15 protein-coding genes are annotated in these 15,563 nt (G+C 70.2%); 6 read left to right on the top strand and 9 right to left on the bottom strand.

Features of this window, described 5'->3' with window-relative positions; genetic code table 11:
• The first annotated feature begins 244 nt into the window (after positions 1-244).
• The 3 genes from AOJ26_RS22935 to AOJ26_RS22925 all read left to right on the top strand — a co-directional run bounded on the left by AOJ26_RS22935 (position 245) and on the right by AOJ26_RS22925 (position 3,431).
• On the top strand, positions 245-1,147 hold the full coding sequence (locus tag AOJ26_RS22935) for an SAM-dependent methyltransferase (protein WP_053850226.1): 903 nt from the start codon (positions 245-247) through the stop codon (positions 1,145-1,147).
• A gap of 128 nt (positions 1,148-1,275) precedes the next feature.
• Positions 1,276-2,520 carry a PLP-dependent aminotransferase family protein gene (locus AOJ26_RS22930; RefSeq protein WP_053850225.1) on the top strand — a complete coding sequence of 415 codons (1,245 nt, stop codon included), beginning with the start codon at positions 1,276-1,278 and terminating at the stop codon, positions 2,518-2,520.
• A 71-nt stretch (positions 2,521-2,591) separates the two neighbouring features.
• Positions 2,592-3,431 (top strand): arylamine N-acetyltransferase family protein, encoded by an 840-nt coding sequence (locus tag AOJ26_RS22925; RefSeq protein ID WP_053850224.1) that lies wholly within the window; start codon positions 2,592-2,594, stop codon positions 3,429-3,431.
• 6 nt (positions 3,432-3,437) lie between these two features.
• Here the strand turns inward: AOJ26_RS22925 and AOJ26_RS22920 are convergent, their stop codons facing one another.
• Positions 3,438-4,262 carry a DUF4253 domain-containing protein gene (locus AOJ26_RS22920; protein ID WP_053850223.1) on the bottom strand — a complete coding sequence of 275 codons (825 nt, stop codon included), beginning with the start codon at positions 4,260-4,262 and terminating at the stop codon, positions 3,438-3,440.
• Positions 4,263-4,303: 41 nt separating this feature from the next.
• Complete coding sequence (argS, locus tag AOJ26_RS22915; RefSeq protein ID WP_053850222.1) at positions 4,304-6,064, bottom strand: arginine--tRNA ligase; 1,761 nt, start codon at positions 6,062-6,064, stop codon at positions 4,304-4,306.
• 127 nt (positions 6,065-6,191) lie between these two features.
• Here argS and lysS point away from each other — a divergent pair, with 127 nt between their 5' ends.
• Complete coding sequence (lysS, locus tag AOJ26_RS22910) at positions 6,192-7,931, top strand: lysine--tRNA ligase (protein WP_053850227.1); 1,740 nt, start codon at positions 6,192-6,194, stop codon at positions 7,929-7,931.
• A 71-nt stretch (positions 7,932-8,002) separates the two neighbouring features.
• On the opposite strand, the gene AOJ26_RS22905 is transcribed toward lysS, so the two are convergent.
• From AOJ26_RS22905 to AOJ26_RS22895, 3 genes are all read right to left on the bottom strand, one after another.
• Positions 8,003-9,271 carry a DUF2637 domain-containing protein gene (locus AOJ26_RS22905; protein ID WP_234358649.1) on the bottom strand — a complete coding sequence of 423 codons (1,269 nt, stop codon included), beginning with the start codon at positions 9,269-9,271 and terminating at the stop codon, positions 8,003-8,005.
• 104 nt (positions 9,272-9,375) lie between these two features.
• Positions 9,376-10,290: a DUF3558 domain-containing protein gene (locus tag AOJ26_RS22900; protein ID WP_179200316.1), complete on the bottom strand. Its 915-nt coding sequence runs from the start codon at positions 10,288-10,290 to the stop codon at positions 9,376-9,378.
• A gap of 118 nt (positions 10,291-10,408) precedes the next feature.
• A complete protein-coding gene (locus AOJ26_RS22895) occupies positions 10,409-11,221 on the bottom strand; it encodes a hypothetical protein (protein ID WP_053850219.1) in 813 nt (270 codons plus the stop codon).
• A gap of 205 nt (positions 11,222-11,426) precedes the next feature.
• Between AOJ26_RS22895 and AOJ26_RS22890 the strand changes: the two genes are divergently transcribed.
• Positions 11,427-12,620, top strand: a complete 1,194-nt coding sequence (locus AOJ26_RS22890; RefSeq protein ID WP_053850218.1) for an RtcB family protein — start codon at positions 11,427-11,429, stop codon at positions 12,618-12,620.
• Here the strand turns inward: AOJ26_RS22890 and AOJ26_RS22885 are convergent.
• The 4 genes from AOJ26_RS22885 to AOJ26_RS22875 form a co-directional block, all read right to left on the bottom strand.
• Positions 12,610-13,419 carry a hypothetical protein gene (locus AOJ26_RS22885; protein ID WP_179200315.1) on the bottom strand — a complete coding sequence of 270 codons (810 nt, stop codon included), beginning with the start codon at positions 13,417-13,419 and terminating at the stop codon, positions 12,610-12,612. The two genes, AOJ26_RS22890 and AOJ26_RS22885, sit on opposite strands and share 11 nt — an antisense overlap.
• A 188-nt stretch (positions 13,420-13,607) precedes the next feature.
• Positions 13,608-13,733 carry a hypothetical protein gene (locus AOJ26_RS44960; RefSeq protein ID WP_256979530.1) on the bottom strand — a complete coding sequence of 42 codons (126 nt, stop codon included), beginning with the start codon at positions 13,731-13,733 and terminating at the stop codon, positions 13,608-13,610.
• Positions 13,730-14,506 (bottom strand): SDR family NAD(P)-dependent oxidoreductase, encoded by a 777-nt coding sequence (locus tag AOJ26_RS22880; RefSeq protein ID WP_053850216.1) that lies wholly within the window; start codon positions 14,504-14,506, stop codon positions 13,730-13,732. The genes AOJ26_RS44960 and AOJ26_RS22880 overlap by 4 nt, the downstream gene beginning before the upstream one ends.
• A gap of 257 nt (positions 14,507-14,763) precedes the next feature.
• On the bottom strand, positions 14,764-15,096 hold the full coding sequence (locus AOJ26_RS22875; protein ID WP_053850215.1) for a YnfA family protein: 333 nt from the start codon (positions 15,094-15,096) through the stop codon (positions 14,764-14,766).
• A gap of 130 nt (positions 15,097-15,226) precedes the next feature.
• Here AOJ26_RS22875 and AOJ26_RS22870 point away from each other — a divergent pair.
• Positions 15,227-15,563: hypothetical protein (locus tag AOJ26_RS22870; protein WP_053850214.1), on the top strand; the 337-nt coding region annotated here is incomplete at its 3' end.

The raw sequence follows: 15,563 nt of genomic DNA, 5'->3' as shown, positions 1-15,563 counted from the left end.
GGTGGGCATGGGATCAGGCTGCGGGGGAGCCGGGGCATTCGCCAGACCTTGACCGGGGATTCGGGACGCGCTTGCGCCGGAAGCCGCCCTGACCTGCGCGGATGTGGCTTCCCAAGTCCCCCGCGCGGGACGCGGGACGGAGCATCCGGCGTCCCGGGCACCATCAAGTCGCCCCAGGAGTTAGGTTCTTGACCATCGCGGTGGTTGTCCGTCGAAGGACCGACACATTCCCAGGGGAGACGCCATGTCCGGTGACGCGCTGAGCCATGACCCGGCCGAACTGGCCAAGAGGATCGACACCACGAAGGCCCATCCGGCCCGCGTCTACGACGTCTTCCTCGGCGGCAAGGACAACTACCCCGCCGACCGCGAGGCCGCCGCCGCCGCGCTCGCCGCCAACCCCCGCGGCTACCTCGACGTGCGCCACAACCGCGACTTCATGCGCCGGGCGGTCCTCCGGCTGACCGAGCGGCACGGAATCCGGCAGTTCCTCGACATCGGCACCGGGCTGCCCACCGCGGAGAACGTCCACCAAATCGCCCAGCGGATCCGGCCCGACGCACGGGTCGTCTACGTCGACAACGACCCGGTGGTGCTGGCGCACGCCCGCGCGCTGCTCACCAGCGGGCCCCAGGGACGCACGGACTACATCGACGCCGACTTCAGGAGTCCCGCGCAGATCCTCGAACAGGCCGCCAGGACCCTCGACTTCGACCAGCCGATCGCTCTCTGCCTGGTCGCGATCCTGCACTTCGTCGAGGACGACGAGGCCCGTCCGATCGTGCGGGAACTCGTGGCGGCGCTGCCCGCGGGGAGCCGGGTCGTGCTCAGCCACCTGACCGACGAGATGCACCCGGAGCCCGCCCGCGCGGTCCAACGCACCTACACCGAGCGCGGGTTCACCTTCGTCTTCCGGTCCAAGGCGCAGGTGGAGCGCTTCTTCACCGAGGTGCCGGGGCTCACCCTGGACGAGCCCGGCGTGGTGCCCGCACACCTGTGGCACCCCGCTCCCGCGCCCGCGCCGCCCGCCATCGACGGGGAGGACTTCGACTCCCTCGACGACATCGAGAAGATCCGCTACCGCGACATCAACGACGTCACGGACGACGACATCAACGTCTACGGGGCCACCGGCACCAAGGCGTGAGCGGGTGCGCGGCGTCCGCATCGCGGAAAGGTGCTTGTAGGCGGCACTCAGTTCCTTAGGCTGCGCTGCACCGGCCGTCGCGGTCAGCGGACGGCAGTCAGCAGACAGCAAGTCGAAGGAGCCGCGCCATGACGGTGCCCACATTCGCTTCCGTGCCGCCGCTCGCCGCCCGGGCCCGGTCGGTCGGCGGGTCGCCGGTGCGGGACATCCTCGCCGTCACCGCCCGCCCCGAGGTCATCAACTTCGCGGGCGGCCTGCCGGCGCCCGAACTGTTCGACGCCGAGGGGATCGCGCAGGCCTACCGGGCGGTGCTCGCCGAGACGCCCGAGCGGGCGCTCCAGTACTCGACCACCGAGGGCGAGCCCGTGCTGCGGACCGCCCTGGCGGAGCGGATGTCGGCGCGCGGGCTCGCCACCGACGCCGACGACGTCCTTGTCACCACCGGCTCGCAGCAGGCCCTGTCGCTGCTCGCCACCGCGCTGATCGAGCCCGGGGACACGGTTCTCGTCGAGAGCCCCTGCTATCTGGCCGCTCTCCAGGCCTTCGGGTTCGCGGGCGCCCGGGTGGTGGCCGTGCCGGGGGACGACGAGGGCCCCGACCCCGTCGCCCTGGAGGAACTGGTCGTGCGGGAGCGGCCCAAGCTGCTCTACACCGTGCCCACCTTCCAGAACCCCACCGGGCGGACCATGTCCGCGGGACGCCGGGCCGCCGTGGCGTCCGTGGCCGCACGGCGCGGACTGTGGATCGTCGAGGACGACCCGTACGGCGAACTCCGCTTCGAGGGCGAGCGGATGCCCTGGATCGCCGACCACGAGGAGGCCCGCGACCGGACCGTGCTGCTCGGCTCCTTCTCCAAGGTCATGGCCCCCGGGCTGCGGCTGGGCTGGCTGCGCGCTCCCGGCGAGCTGCGCCGGGCCTGCGCGGTCGCCAAGCAGGCCGCCGACCTGCACACCCCGACCGTCAACCAGCTCGCCGCCGCGCGGTACCTGGCGGACCGGGACCTCGACGCGCACGTGCGGCGCGTCGCGCGGGTCTACGGGGAGCGGCGGGACGCCATGCTCGCGGGGCTGCCGGACGCCCTGCCCGAGGGATCGGTCTGGACGCGGCCCGAGGGCGGCATGTTCCTCTGGGCGCGGCTCCCTTCGGCCTACGACACCACCGCGCTGCTGCCGCAGGTCGTGACCCGCGATGTGGCCTACGTCCCGGGAGCGCCCTTCCACGCCGGTGAGCCCGACCGCTCGACCCTGCGGCTCTGCTTCGTGACGCAGACGCCGCAGGAGATCGAGGAGGGGCTGCGGCGGCTGGGGGAGGCGTTCCGCGCGGCGCGGGACCAGGTCGAGGGCGCGCAGGCGGCGCCGGCGGTGGTGGCCTAGGGCGAAGGTCGCAGGCGCGGTACGGCTCCGGACCGCGGACGGGGGCGGGGCCTTGTGCCTACCGTGTCGGCATGGCCGATGAGACGGTGCGGAGCCCGGGGTTCGACCTGGACGAGTATCTGGCGCGGATCGGGTGGGAGGGGGAGCGGCGGGCCGACCTGGCGACGCTCGCCGGACTGCATCTGGCGCACATGCGGGGCATCCCCTTCGAGAACCTCGACGCCCTGGGCCGCCGCGCCCCCTCCCTCGAACCCGGCGACCTGATGGCGAAGCTGGTGCGCAGCCGGCGCGGGGGGTACTGCTACGAGCACAACACGCTCTTCCTGCTCGCCCTGGAGGCGCTCGGCTTCCGGGTGACCCGGCTGGCGGCCCGTGTCGTCCTCGGCGCGGACAGCGTCGAGAGCCGGCCGCGCACCCACATGCTGCTGCTGGTGGAGATCCCCGGCGACCCGCAGCCGTATCTCGCCGACGTCGGGTTCGGGGCGATCGGCGCGCTGCTGGAACCGGTGCCGCTGAGGCCGGACACCGAGTTCCAGGACGCCGGCCGCCGCCACCGGCTGACGCGGATGCCGCACAAGGGGCCGCTGGAGCTGTGGGTGCTCCAGGCGCACCAGGAGAGCTGGACGGACCAGTACGCCTTCACCCTGGAGCCCTTCGAGGAACCCGACTTCGAGGTCATCAACTGGCACATCGGGACCAACCCGCGCTCCCCCTTCACCCAGCGGATCTACGTCCAGGGCGTCACCGCCGAGCGCCATCTCCTCCTGCACGGCGGCCTCCTCACCGAGACCCGCGCCGACGGCACGGTGCACAAGCGGGAGCTGACCGGGGAGGCGGAGGTGCGGCTGCTGCTGGAGGAGGAGTTCGGCGTCAGGGCGCCGGAAGGGCTGCGGCTGCTGCCGCCCGGCTGACGCAGGTCAGTCCCACCAGAAGGACCAGACCCGCTTCCCCCGCACCGCGTGCTCGGCGTACTCGCGCAGGGTCTCGTGGTCCCCCTGCGTGATGGTGTCCGGGCAGAACGCGAAGTGCTCGGCGGCGACGGCCTCCGCCTCGTCCCCGGTCGTGGGCGGGGCGGCGACGGACAGGACCAACCGGTCGAAGCCGAGCGCCAGCACGCGTATGCCGAAGCGGTCCTCCCAGGAACGCAGGACCGCGCAGAGACGGGCCACGTCCTGCTCGTAGTTCAGCGGGCCCGTCCAGCCGATGGCCGCCGGGATGTCGGCGCTGCGCCGGGCCGGGACCAGGGCGAGGCGCGGCTCCTTGAACCACGAGCCCTCGTCGAGGAGCGCGTCGGCGGTCTCGGCAGCCCGGGCGTCGGGGTCGGCGGGGAGCGATCCGGGGCCCGGGGCGAGACCGGGCCACGCCTCGTCGTACGGGGCGACGGCCGCGTCGGGCTCGTCCGGCTCGCCGATCGCGTACTCCCAGTACTCCGCCAGGAGTTCCTCCGGGTCGTGGTCGCCGGGGTACGACATCTCCCCGGGCATCAACTCCCACTCCTCGGGCCCGCCCTGGCTGCCGCCGACCTCTATCAGCACCGGCAGCAGACCGGTGCGCGCCGCCCGAGCACCCAGCGCGGTCCAGGCCCCGGACGACGCCGCGTACTCGGCGTGCCACAGCAACGGCTCGTGCCACGGACCGTCGTCCGTCTCGTCGATCAGTCTCCCGAGGGGGAGCCCGAGTCCGAGCGAACGACCACTCGGATCTGCCGCCAGGGCGGGCAGCGGGTTGGGAAGAGTCGCCATGCCAGTGACTGTAGGGGCAGCCACTGACAACGGCCCTGCGGTCAGAGCTTCTCGGGTGTCCTGATGCCGAGCAGGGCCATGCCCTGGTGGAGGGTGCGGGCGGTCAGGTCGCAGAGGAAGAGGCGGTTCTCCACCTGGGCCTGCGATGCGGCCTTCAGGACGGGGCACTTGTCGTAGAACGACGTGTACAGGGACGCCAGCTGGTAGAGGTACGCCGCCAGCTTGTGCGGGGCGTACTCCGCCGCCGCCTCGAAGACCGTGCTGCCGAACGAGTCCAGGTGCAGGCCCAACGCCCGCTCGGCGTCCGCCAGTTCGAGCTCCGGGTGGGCGGCCGGCCGGACGTCTCCCGCCTTGCGCAGGATCGACTGGATACGGGCGTACGCGTACTGGAGGTACACGGACGTGTCACCGTTCAGCGAGACCATCTGGTCCAGGTCGAACTTGTAGTCCCGGTTCGGGGACGTGGACAGGTCGGCGTACTTCACCGCGCCGATGCCCACCTGCGCCGCCCGCTCCTGGATCTCCTCCTCGGTGAGGTCCTGCGCCTTCTCCCGTACGACCTCGGCGGCCCGCTGCACCGCCTCGTCCAGCAGGTCCTCCAGCCGTACCGTCTCGCCCTCACGCGTCTTGAACGGCTTGCCGTCCGCGCCCAGCACGGTGCCGTAGCCCATGTTGTGCGCGGTGACCTCGTCGGACAGCCAGCCCGCCCGGCGGGCCGTCTCGAAGACCATCTTGAAGTGCAGGGACTGGCGGACGTCCACCACGTACAGGAGGGACGTGGCGTGCAGGTCGGTGACGCGGTTCCTGATCGCCGTCAGGTCGCTCGCCGCGTAGCCGAAGCCGCCGTCCGCCTTCTGCACGATCAGCGGCACCGGCTGGTCGTCCTTGCCGCGGATCTCGTCGAAGAAGACGACCAGCGCGCCCTCGGAGCGCACCGCGACGCCCATCTCCTCCAGGAGGCGGGCCGTCTCGGGCATGCCCTCGTTGTACGCCGACTCGCCGACGATCTCGTCCTCGCGGATCTCCATGTCCAGTTTCTCGAAGACCGAGTAGAAGTAGACCTTCGACTCGTCCACGAACTGCTGCCAGAGGTCGAGGGTCTCCTTGTCGCCGGACTGCAGGGCGACGACCCGCTTGCGCGCCCGCTCCTTGAACTCGTCGTCGGAGTCGAAGACCACGCGCGACGCCTTGTACACCCGGTTCAGGTTCGACATGGCCTGCTCGCCGTCGACCTCCGACGCCGGGGCCAGCTCGCCGGGGTGCTCCATCAGGTACTGGATCAGCATGCCGAACTGCGTGCCCCAGTCGCCGATGTGATGCCGGCCGATCGTCTTCTCGCCGGTGAAGTCGAGCATCGCGCGCAGCGCGTCGCCGATCACCGCGGACCGCAGATGGCCGACGTGCATCTCCTTCGCCACGTTCGGCTGGGCGTAGTCGACGACCGTGATGCCCGGGTCGGCGGCGAGCGGCACACCCAGGCGGCCGGTCTCGTCGGCGTACCGGGCGGCCAGGTTCTCGGTGATCGCCCGGTCGGTGAGCGTGATGTTCAGGAAGCCGGGGCCCGAGACCTCGATGTCCCTCAGCAGGTCGCCCGACTCGACCCGGGCGACCACCTGGGCCGCCAGGTCCCGCGGGTTGGCCTTCGACCTCTTGGCGAGCGCCAGGATGCCGTTCGCCTGGAAGTCCGCCCGGTCGCTACGTCGCAGCAGCGGGTCCGCGGAGTCGGCGTCCTGCACAGCGGCCGAGAGGGCCGCCGCGAGACGCTGCTGGACGGAGTCGCTGAGGGACGTGACCGAGGCCATAAGGAGGGGTGCCGTTCTCCTGGTGAGGATCGATGGACACCGCCAGTATCCCATGGGGGGTAAAGCGGTTTTTCCGGCCGCACCCGGGTCTGTGACAATGGAGCGTCACCCGTTCAGAAAGAAGGACGTGCCGATCGTGGCTCAGAGCACCGAGACCACCGACTGGGTCTCCCGTTTCGCGGATGAGGTCATCGAGGAGTCGGAGCGCCGGGCCCCGGGCAAACCGGTCGTCGTCGCGTCCGGACTCTCCCCCTCGGGACCGATCCACCTCGGGAACCTGCGCGAGGTCATGACCCCGCACCTCGTCGCCGACGAGATCCGGCGCCGCGGACACCAGGTGCGGCACCTCATCTCCTGGGACGACTACGACCGCTACCGCAAGGTGCCGGCCGGTGTCGCCGGGATCGACGAGTCGTGGGCCGAGCACATCGGCAAGCCGCTGACCTCCGTGCCCGCGCCCAAGGGGTCCGCGTTCCCGAACTGGGCCGAGCACTTCAAGGCCGCCATGGTCGACGCGCTCGCCGAGCTCGGTGTCGAGTTCGACGGGATCAGCCAGACCGCGCAGTACACCTCCGGCGTCTACCGCGAGCAGATCCTGCACGCCATGGCGCACCGCGGGGACATCGACGCGATCCTCGACCAGTACCGGACCAAGAAGGCCCCGGCCAAGAAGCAGCAGAAGCCCCTCGACGAGGCCGAGGTCGAGGCCGCCGAGGGCTCCGGCGCGGCCGCCGAGGACGACGGGTCCTCCGGATCCGCCGGGTACTTCCCGTACAAGCCCTACTGCGGCAACTGCGAGAAGGACCTCACCACCGTCACCTCATACGACGACGCCACCACCGAGCTGTCGTACACCTGCAACGCCTGCGGGTTCGCCGAGACCGTCCGGCTGAACGAGTTCAACCGCGGCAAGCTCGTCTGGAAGGTCGACTGGCCGATGCGGTGGGCGTACGAGGGCGTCGTCTTCGAGCCCAGCGGCGTCGACCACTCGTCCCCCGGCTCCTCCTTCCAGGTCGGCGGGCAGATCGTCGGGATCTTCGGCGGCAAGCAGCCCATCGGACCCATGTACGCCTTCGTCGGCATCTCCGGGATGGCGAAGATGTCGTCGTCGCGGGGCGGGGTGCCCACACCGGGCGACGCGCTGAAGATCATGGAGCCGCAGCTCCTGCGCTGGCTCTACGCCCGCCGCAAGCCCAACCAGTCCTTCAAGATCGCCTTCGACCAGGAGATCCAGCGGCTCTACGACGAGTGGGACAAGCTGGACGCCAAGGTCGCCGACGGCACCGCGCTGCCCGCCGACGTCGCCGCGCACTCCCGCGCGGTGCGCACGGCCGCAGGCGAACTGCCCAGGACCGCGCGCGTGCTGCCGTACCGCACGCTCGCCTCCGTCGCCGACATCACCGCCGGGCACGAGGACCAGGCGCTGCGCATCCTCAGCGAACTGGACCCCGGCAACCCGCTGTCGGCCCTGGACGAGGCCCGGCCCCGGTACGACAAGGCCGAGGCCTGGATCAACACCCACGTGCCCGCCGACCAGCGGACCATCGTGCGCGACGAACCCGACGCCGAACTGCTGAAGTCCCTCGACGAGGCCTCCCAGCAGTCCCTGCGCCTCCTGCTCGACGGGCTCGCCTCGCACTGGTCGCTCGACGGGCTCACCCACCTCGTGTACGGCGTGCCCAAGGTGCAGGCCGGGTTCTCCGCGGACGCCACCCCCAAGGAACTGCCCGCCGAGATCAAGACCGCCCAGCGGACGTTCTTCGCCCTGCTGTACCGGCTGCTGGTCTCCCGCGACACCGGGCCCCGGCTGCCCACGCTGCTGCTGGCCGTCGGACAGGAGCGGGTCCGGGCACTGCTCGGGGAGTAGACACCGGGCAACGCAGAAGGGGCCCTCGCCACCGGCATACCGGCGAGGGCCCCTTCTCCGTGTGACGTCCGCTAGGCGATGTGGTCCTCCTGGAGCTCCGCCGTGTGACGGTTCGTGAAGCGGTTGACCATGCGCTCGGCCTCGCGCTGCGGGAGCACGATGCCGTACGTCGCCTCCACGTCCCCCCTGAGCTGGCCGGGGGAGGGATAGCTGCCGTCTATCGACTTCTTGAAGACCTGGTAGAAGTCCTCCTCCGTCGGCTCCGGGGCCCCGCCGCCCTCGCCCAGCTCCCGGGTACGGCCGTTCGTCACCGGGATGGGAAAGCTGCCCGTCTCCTCCATCGAGGGCTCCCGGGGCGGCTCCTCGTACTGGATCTGCTGCAACTCGTACTGCTCGGCCTCGATCTGTTCCTCGTACCAGCGCTCGTACTGCTCGGCCGGGTCGTAGTTCGGGTTGTAGCCGCCCTGGTACTCGATCTGCTGGGGCGCCTCGAACCAAGGGCTCAGGTCGGGCTCCGGTTCCGGGGCCGCCTGCTGCGCCTGCCGGTTGGCGTCCAGCTCCAGGCGCTGCTCGCCGGGGGCGGCCGCCCGCTGCGGGACCGGGGCCGGCCCGGCCGCACCACTGCCCGCGACCACCTCGGGCGCCGGCGGGAGCAGGACCGGCTCGATGCCCGCCGCCGCCAGGCCCGCCGGAGCCGTCTCCGCCAGCGGAACCCCGTACCGCGCCAGCCGGAGCGGCATCAGGGACTCCACCGGGGCCTTGCGGCGCCAGGCCCGGCCGAAGCGGGAGTGCAGCCGGGCGCGGTAGACGAGACGCTCCTGCTCCAGCTTGATGACCTGCTCGTAGGAGCGCAGCTCCCACAGCTTCATCCGGCGCCACAACAGGAACGTGGGGATCGGCGACAGCAGCCAGCGGGTGAGGCGGACCCCCTCCATGTGCTTGTCCGCCGTGATGTCCGCGATCCGGCCGATCGCGTGCCGGGCGGCCTCCACCGCCACCACGAACAGGACCGGGATCACCGCGTGCATGCCCACACCCAGCGGATCCGGCCAGGCCGCCGCCCCGTTGAAGGCGATCGTGGCGGCCGTCAGCAGCCACGCCGTCTGCCGCAGCAGCGGGAACGGGATGCGGATCCACGTCAGGAGCAGGTCCAGGGCCAGCAGAACACAGATACCCGCGTCGATGCCGATCGGGAACACATAGCTGAAGTTCCCGAAGCCCTTCTGGATGGCGAGTTCACGGACGGCCGCGTACGACCCCGCGAAGCCGATGCCGGCGATGATCACGGCGCCGAACACGACCACGCCGATGAGCACGCGGTGCATTCGAGTCAACTGCATGGGCGCGGCCACCCGTACTCCCCTCCCTGTACGTGTTGTTGCGCGCAACAGAGTGGCACATGTGTGCTGCGCACGGATGGCCGGTACAGGCCGTCAGTCCTTCTTCAGCCCGACTTCGCGGCCGACTTGGACGGAGATGCCGACTTCGTGGCCGACTTCGACGCCGACGGGGACGGGGACGCCGACTTCGACGGGGCCTTCGAACCCGACGCCGACTCCGAGGGGGCCGGATTCGCCGCACCCTCGCCGTTCGCCGCCGACACCGCGGCCACCGCCTCCTTGGCGGCCTTCTCCGCGAGCTTCGCGAGCGTGTCCGCGCTCGGCGCCTTGTCACCGGCCAGACCCGCGCCGTTGTAGTCGACGGTGACGACGACGTTCTCCACGCGCGTGACCACCGTCTGCTGCTTGAAGGCGCCTTCCTTCTTCTTCAGGTCGTACCGCACCAGCGTCGCCGCGTCACCCGTCCCGGACACCGCCTGCGACTTGGCGTTCTTCGCGCCGGCCACCGACTGGGCGTCCTGGATCTGCTGCGTGTAGTACTTCTGCGCCTGCGCCTCACCCGTACCGCGCGAGGTGTCCGACTCGAACCGCAGCAGCGAGACGTTCAGCCAGCGGAACTGAGAGCCCTTCACCCCGTTGTTGTCGAGGCTGCTCCACGAGCAACTGCCGCGCGTGCCCGCCTCCGACGTGCCCTTCTTGCCTGCCTTCGAGGCCTCCGGGACCAAGGACTTCAAAGTCTTCGACGACAGCACCCCGCACGACTCCGGAAGCGACTTGTACGCCGCCGCCTGCACCGTGGGCGCCGCACTCGCGGACACGGACGCACCGCCGTCCGCACCCTTGCCGCTGTCCGAGCCGCCGCTCGCGCTGTCGCCACCGGAGCCGGAGTCGGAGGAGCAGCCGGCGGCGATCAGCATCACCGGGACTGCGGCCGCGCAGACAAGGACGCGGTGAAGACGCTTCGCTTGCTGAACACCTTGGTCACGCTCTGCTCGTCGCTGCATGGTTCCTTCACTCATGACGCTTGTGGTTCCTGCCGTCGGATCGGGTCCGAGGGGCCACGGTACGCGGTGAGGATGCCGTGCGGGCCGGCATCGAAGGCTTTGCGCACACGGGTGAGGGGGATGTGCAGACCCCTCAGCCGGACAGCGACCCGGCGAGCTGAGAGGCCAGTTTCCGGGCGTTGTCCTGCATTTCCTTGCTGTCCGGGGTCACACCGAGCGTCGTCGGCTGCTCCTCGTACTCGATGGTCACGATCACGTTGGACGTGCGGAACGCCACAGTCACCTTGCGCTGCTGGGCCGTCGAACCCGAGCCGCCCAACACGTCGTCCAGGAACGCCTCGTCGCCCAGATCGTCCAGGAGGCGGGGCTGGAGATCGGACGGAGTGGCGGAGGCCGAACCGCTCGCGCTCGCGGAACCGCTCGGGGTGGCCGTCGGGGAACCCGTGGGACTGGCGGTGCCGCTCTCCGCCACGTCCGAGGTCGCGCTCACCGTCGCCGCCGGCAGGTCGGCCTTCTCCTCGGCCAGCGCGAAGAGCTGCTGCGCCTGGGTGTCGTCACTGACCGCGTTGTCGTACGACACCACCCGCTCGAAGTCGACCGACAGGTACTCGGTGGCGTCCGTGGCCTCCACCTTCCAGCGGCAGCCGACCTTGCGGTCCGTGTCGTAGGTGAGCGTGGCCTCGCCCTCGTAGGCCCTGGCGCGCCGGTCCGCGTCGGCGATCTGCTGGATGCCGGGCAGGAGCGCGTCGAGGGTGCTCTGGCCGACGACACCGCAGGGCTCGGGGAGGGTGCGGTACTTGCCGGGCTGGGCGGCGACGGAGGCGGTGCCCGCGTCACCGGGGTTCGCGTCGTCCGTCGTGCCGTCGCCACCGGAGCTGCCGGTGCAGCCGGCCAGCAGCGCCGCGAGGAGGGCGGCGACGCCGGGTACGTAGGCCTTCCGCTGCACGGTGGGGCTCCTCTCGGAATGTCTGCGACGTGTGGGGATCACAGTGTCCCCGCAGGTTATTCGCTTGCCGCACGGGGGCGTCCCCGGCAGACAATGTGTATCGCACGCACTGCCGTGAACGCCGGTCCGTCATCCCTTACGTCGACCTTGGCGCCGGTTTTGCGATTCGAGACTTCTGTTTGTTTTCCGGGGGAATGAGGACGATATGTCGTACGTGGAGATGCCGGGCGCCAAGGTCCCGATCCGTATGTGGACCGACCCGGCGACGGTCGAGGACGTGGCCCTCCAGCAGTTGCGCAACGTCGCGACCCTGCCGTGGATCAAGGGCCTCGCCGTGATGCCGGACGTGCACTACGGCAAGGGTGCGACGGTCGGCTCGGTGATCGCGATGCAGGGTGCGGTGTGCCCGGCGGCGGTGGGCGTGGACATCGGCTGCGGCATGTCGGCGGTGAAGACGTCCCTGACGGCGAACGACCTGCCGGGCGACCTGTCCCGGCTCCGGTCGAAGATCGAGCAGGCGATTCCGGTGGGGCGGGGGATGCACGACAGCCCCGTCGAGCCGGGGCGCTTCCACGGGCTGGCGACGGCGGGGTGGCACGAGTTCTGGGGGCGGTTCGACGGGGTTGCGGAGGCGGTCAAGTTCCGGGAGGAGCGGGCGGCTAAGCAGATGGGGACGCTGGGCGGGGGAAATCACTACGTCGAGCTGTTGTTCGACTCCAATGGTTCGGTATGGCTCACGCTGCACTCCGGTTCCCGGAACATCGGCAAGGAACTGGCGGAGTATCACATTGGGGTTGCCCAGAAGCTGCCGCACAACCAGGGCCTGGTCGACCGTGATCTCGCAGTCTTCGTCTCGGACACTCCGCAGATGGCGGCGTATCGAAATGATCTGTACTGGGCTCAGGAGTATGCGAAATACAACCGCTCGATCATGATGGCGCTCCTGAAGGACGTGGTCCGCAAGGAGTTCAAGAAGGCGAAGCCGACCTTCGAGACGGAGATCTCCTGCCACCACAACTACGTGGCGGAGGAGCGCTACGAGGGCATGGACCTGCTGGTCACTCGGAAGGGAGCGATCCGCGCAGGCAACGGCGAGTACGGGATCATCCCGGGGTCCATGGGCACCAGCTCGTACATCGTCAAGGGTCTCGGAAACGAAAAGGCTTTCAACTCGGCTTCTCACGGAGCGGGTCGGCGTATGAGCCGGAACGCTGCCAAGCGGCGCTTCTCGGTTCGAGATCTGGAGGAGCAGACGCGGGGCGTGGAGTGCCGCAAGGACTCCGGCGTGGTGGACGAGATTCCGGGTGCCTACAAGAACATCGACCAGGTGATGGGGCAGCAGCGCGATCTGGTCGAGGTCGTGGCGAAGCTGAAGCAGTTCATCTGCATCAAGGGCTAGAAGCGGAGTCCGGCAGTGGCACCACGCCATGAAGGAGTTTCCATCGGCGGTTTTGGCAGGGGCCGTTGGAGTAGCCGAGTTCTGCAGCGGCATGGGCGATGGTCGGTGCTGCGAGCAGGACCCGGTCCATTTCGGCAGTCCATTTGATGCGGGGAGGCCGGAGTTTCATGCCTGCAGGGCGGACCCAGGCCGCAAGCGAATCGGCCGCGCTCTGCTTCCTGGCCAGAGACAGGCAGCCCGGGTAGTAGAGGTGGGCTACCAGCTGCTGGGCGTTCTCCGTCGCGTAGAGAACGTTGTAGATGCCGTCTCGGGCGTTGCGTTTGAGAGTGCGCTCAGCCCCCGTGACGCTCTCGGCGTGGGAGCACAGGTAGGCACCAATGGCCGTGCTCTGTGTGGTGAGGGAGATGAAGGGCAGCCCTTGCCTGGTGAACCCCACTGAACCGTCCGCGTCAATGATGCCTCGGAGGTAGTCGTTTGGCGCGAACTCGACACTCGGCGGAGCGATCGTTCTCGACTTGCGGCCGTAAGGCAGGCCGAGTTCGTTCAGCCTGGTTCTGGCTTCGAGAGAGCACAGGGTCCAGGTGACCGAGGTGTGGACCTGGGCGAAGTTGGTGGACCGGGTGCGCTCGGTGATGCTGCTGTAGTACGGCGTCAGCTCCTGGAACCTGCGCAGGAGGTCGACGTCTCGGGCGCTCAGCTCGACGCTCAACTTGCCTTTCTTCCCTGCTCCTCGTTGTAGGTGCCCGTCCGCCTGCAGGAAGCCGAACATGTACGCGTACTCGGGGACCGTCAGGTCCATGAACTGGGGAGCGTTAGGCTCGCATTCGGCCACAGGGAAGCCTCTACTTCCTTGCTGGACAGGCCCTCGACTGGGCGGCATCCCGGTCGAGGGCCGTCGTGTCGATGTTGTGGCGTGAGCCTAGGTCGCCAGTTCAGGGTGTGTTCAGGTGATCGAAGCGGTCCACCCCTGTGGGTGATCTGCCGCGCTCACTTCGGTGCGTGTGTCACCGCGTAGATCATGACGAACGCCACGATGTGGATGCCGAAGAGGAAGTAGGCGAGCCACCACCACATGTGGCGTTCGTCGTGGGGGTCCTTGTGGTCGGGGGTCACAGGTCGCGGTGGACCTTGGTGTTGGAGGCCTGGGCGCGGGGGCGCAGGACCAGGAGGTCGACGTTGACGTGGCTGGGGCGGGTGACCGCCCAGGTGATGGTCTCGGCGACGTCGTCGGCGGTGAGGGGTTCGGCGACGCCCTGGTAGACCTTCTCCGCCTTCTCCTGGTCGCCGCCGAAGCGGGTCAGGGCGAACTCGTCGGTCTTGACCATGCCGGGCGCGATCTCGATCACGCGGACCGGGCGGCCGACGATCTCCAGGCGCAGGGTCTCGGCGAGGACGTGGGCGCCGTGCTTGGCGGCGACGTAGCCCGCGCCGCCCTCGTAGGTGCCGTGGCCGGCTGTGGAGGAGACGACGACGACCGTGCCGTCGCCGCTCGCGTCGAGCTTGGGGAGCAGGGCCTGGGTGAGGTTCAGGGTGCCGATGACGTTGGTCTCGTACATCGTGCGCCAGTCGGCGGGGTCGCCGGTGGCGACGGGGTCGGCGCCGAGGGCTCCGCCGGCGTTGTTGACGAGGACGCCGACCGTCTTGAAGGCCGTGGCGAACTCGTCGACGGCCGCGCGGTCGGTCACGTCCAGCTGGTAGGCGGTCGCCTGGTGTCCGGCCGCGTTGATCTCCTCGGCGAGCGCCTCGATGCGGTCCTTGCGGCGGGCGGTCAGGACGACGCGGTAGCCGGCCGCGGCGAGCTGCCGTGCCGTCGCCGCGCCGATTCCGCTGCTCGCCCCGGTGACGATCGCGATCCGGGACGCGGGGGACGGGGCGGCGGATGCCATGGGCTGCTCCTCGGGCGGGCGCGGGTACGGGCTCCCGCCAGGATAGGTGGGCCTGGGTCCGGGGCTCCGGGCGGTCCGGATGGCGGGCCGGGGGGAAGGTCGAGGCGGGTGATCCCCTGACGTACGGAGGCGGAGTACAAGGTTCGAGTCGCTGCACTCCTACGAGGCCGGGGACACGGTCATCGACGAGGGGGGCTTCAGCGGGTCCACCGGGGCAGCTGGGACTGCTGGACGGCGAGGGTTTCTGAGGGCGACGCTCAGTCGCGCGGTGCGTACATGATCACCGCCATGCCCGCGAGGCAGATCAGCGCGCCCGCGACGTCCCAGCGGTCGGGGCGGTAGCCGTCGGCCGCCATGCCCCACAGGATCGAGCCGGCCACGAAGATGCCGCCGTACGCGGCGAGGATGCGGCCGAAGTGGGCGTCGGGCTGGAAGGTGGCGACGAAGCCGTAGGCCCCGAGGGCGAGGACGCCGCCGGCGGTCCACATCCAGCCGCGGTGCTCCCGTAAGCCCTGCCAGACCAGCCAGGCGCCGCCGATCTCGAAGAGGGCGGCCACGGCGAAGAGGGCGGCGGAGCGGGCTACGAGCATGGGGGCCAGCTTGGCACGCCGGTCCGCCGGGGGGCGCGTCACCTGATGGAGGGCGCCTGCCGTTGGCCGTACGTGGGATACATCCCTGCGACCGCGGCGGTTCGGGCGGCTGGAGCGAGGAGTGGGTGGCATGCGGGTGCTTGCGGTGTGGGGCGCGGTGCTGGTGGCGCTGGTGGGCGGGGGCACGGCGGCCGCCGTCGGCGGGCCGGAGGCGGATCTGGCGTATCACGGGGCCGCGGCCATGTCGGGCGGGCGGGTGGACGTGCGGTTCACGCCGCGCAATCACGGTCCTTCCGCGGTGCCGGACGCGACCGTACGGCTGCGGTGGTCCGAGCCGCTCGTGAACGAGCAGACGTTGCCGCGGGGGTGTGCGCGGTCGGAGGAGCGGGTCGTGCTGCGGGTGCGGTTGCGGGGGGCGCCGTCGGAGGTGCTGCTGGAGATCGACACGGTGTGGAACGGGGGGACGG

The sequence above is a fragment of the Streptomyces sp. NRRL B-24085 genome, from assembly GCF_001282115.1.
In the GTDB taxonomy this organism is placed as follows: domain Bacteria; phylum Actinomycetota; class Actinomycetes; order Streptomycetales; family Streptomycetaceae; genus Streptomyces.
The sequence above is the reverse complement of the archived record's forward strand: the minus strand, read 5'-3'. Positions and strand labels throughout refer to the sequence as shown.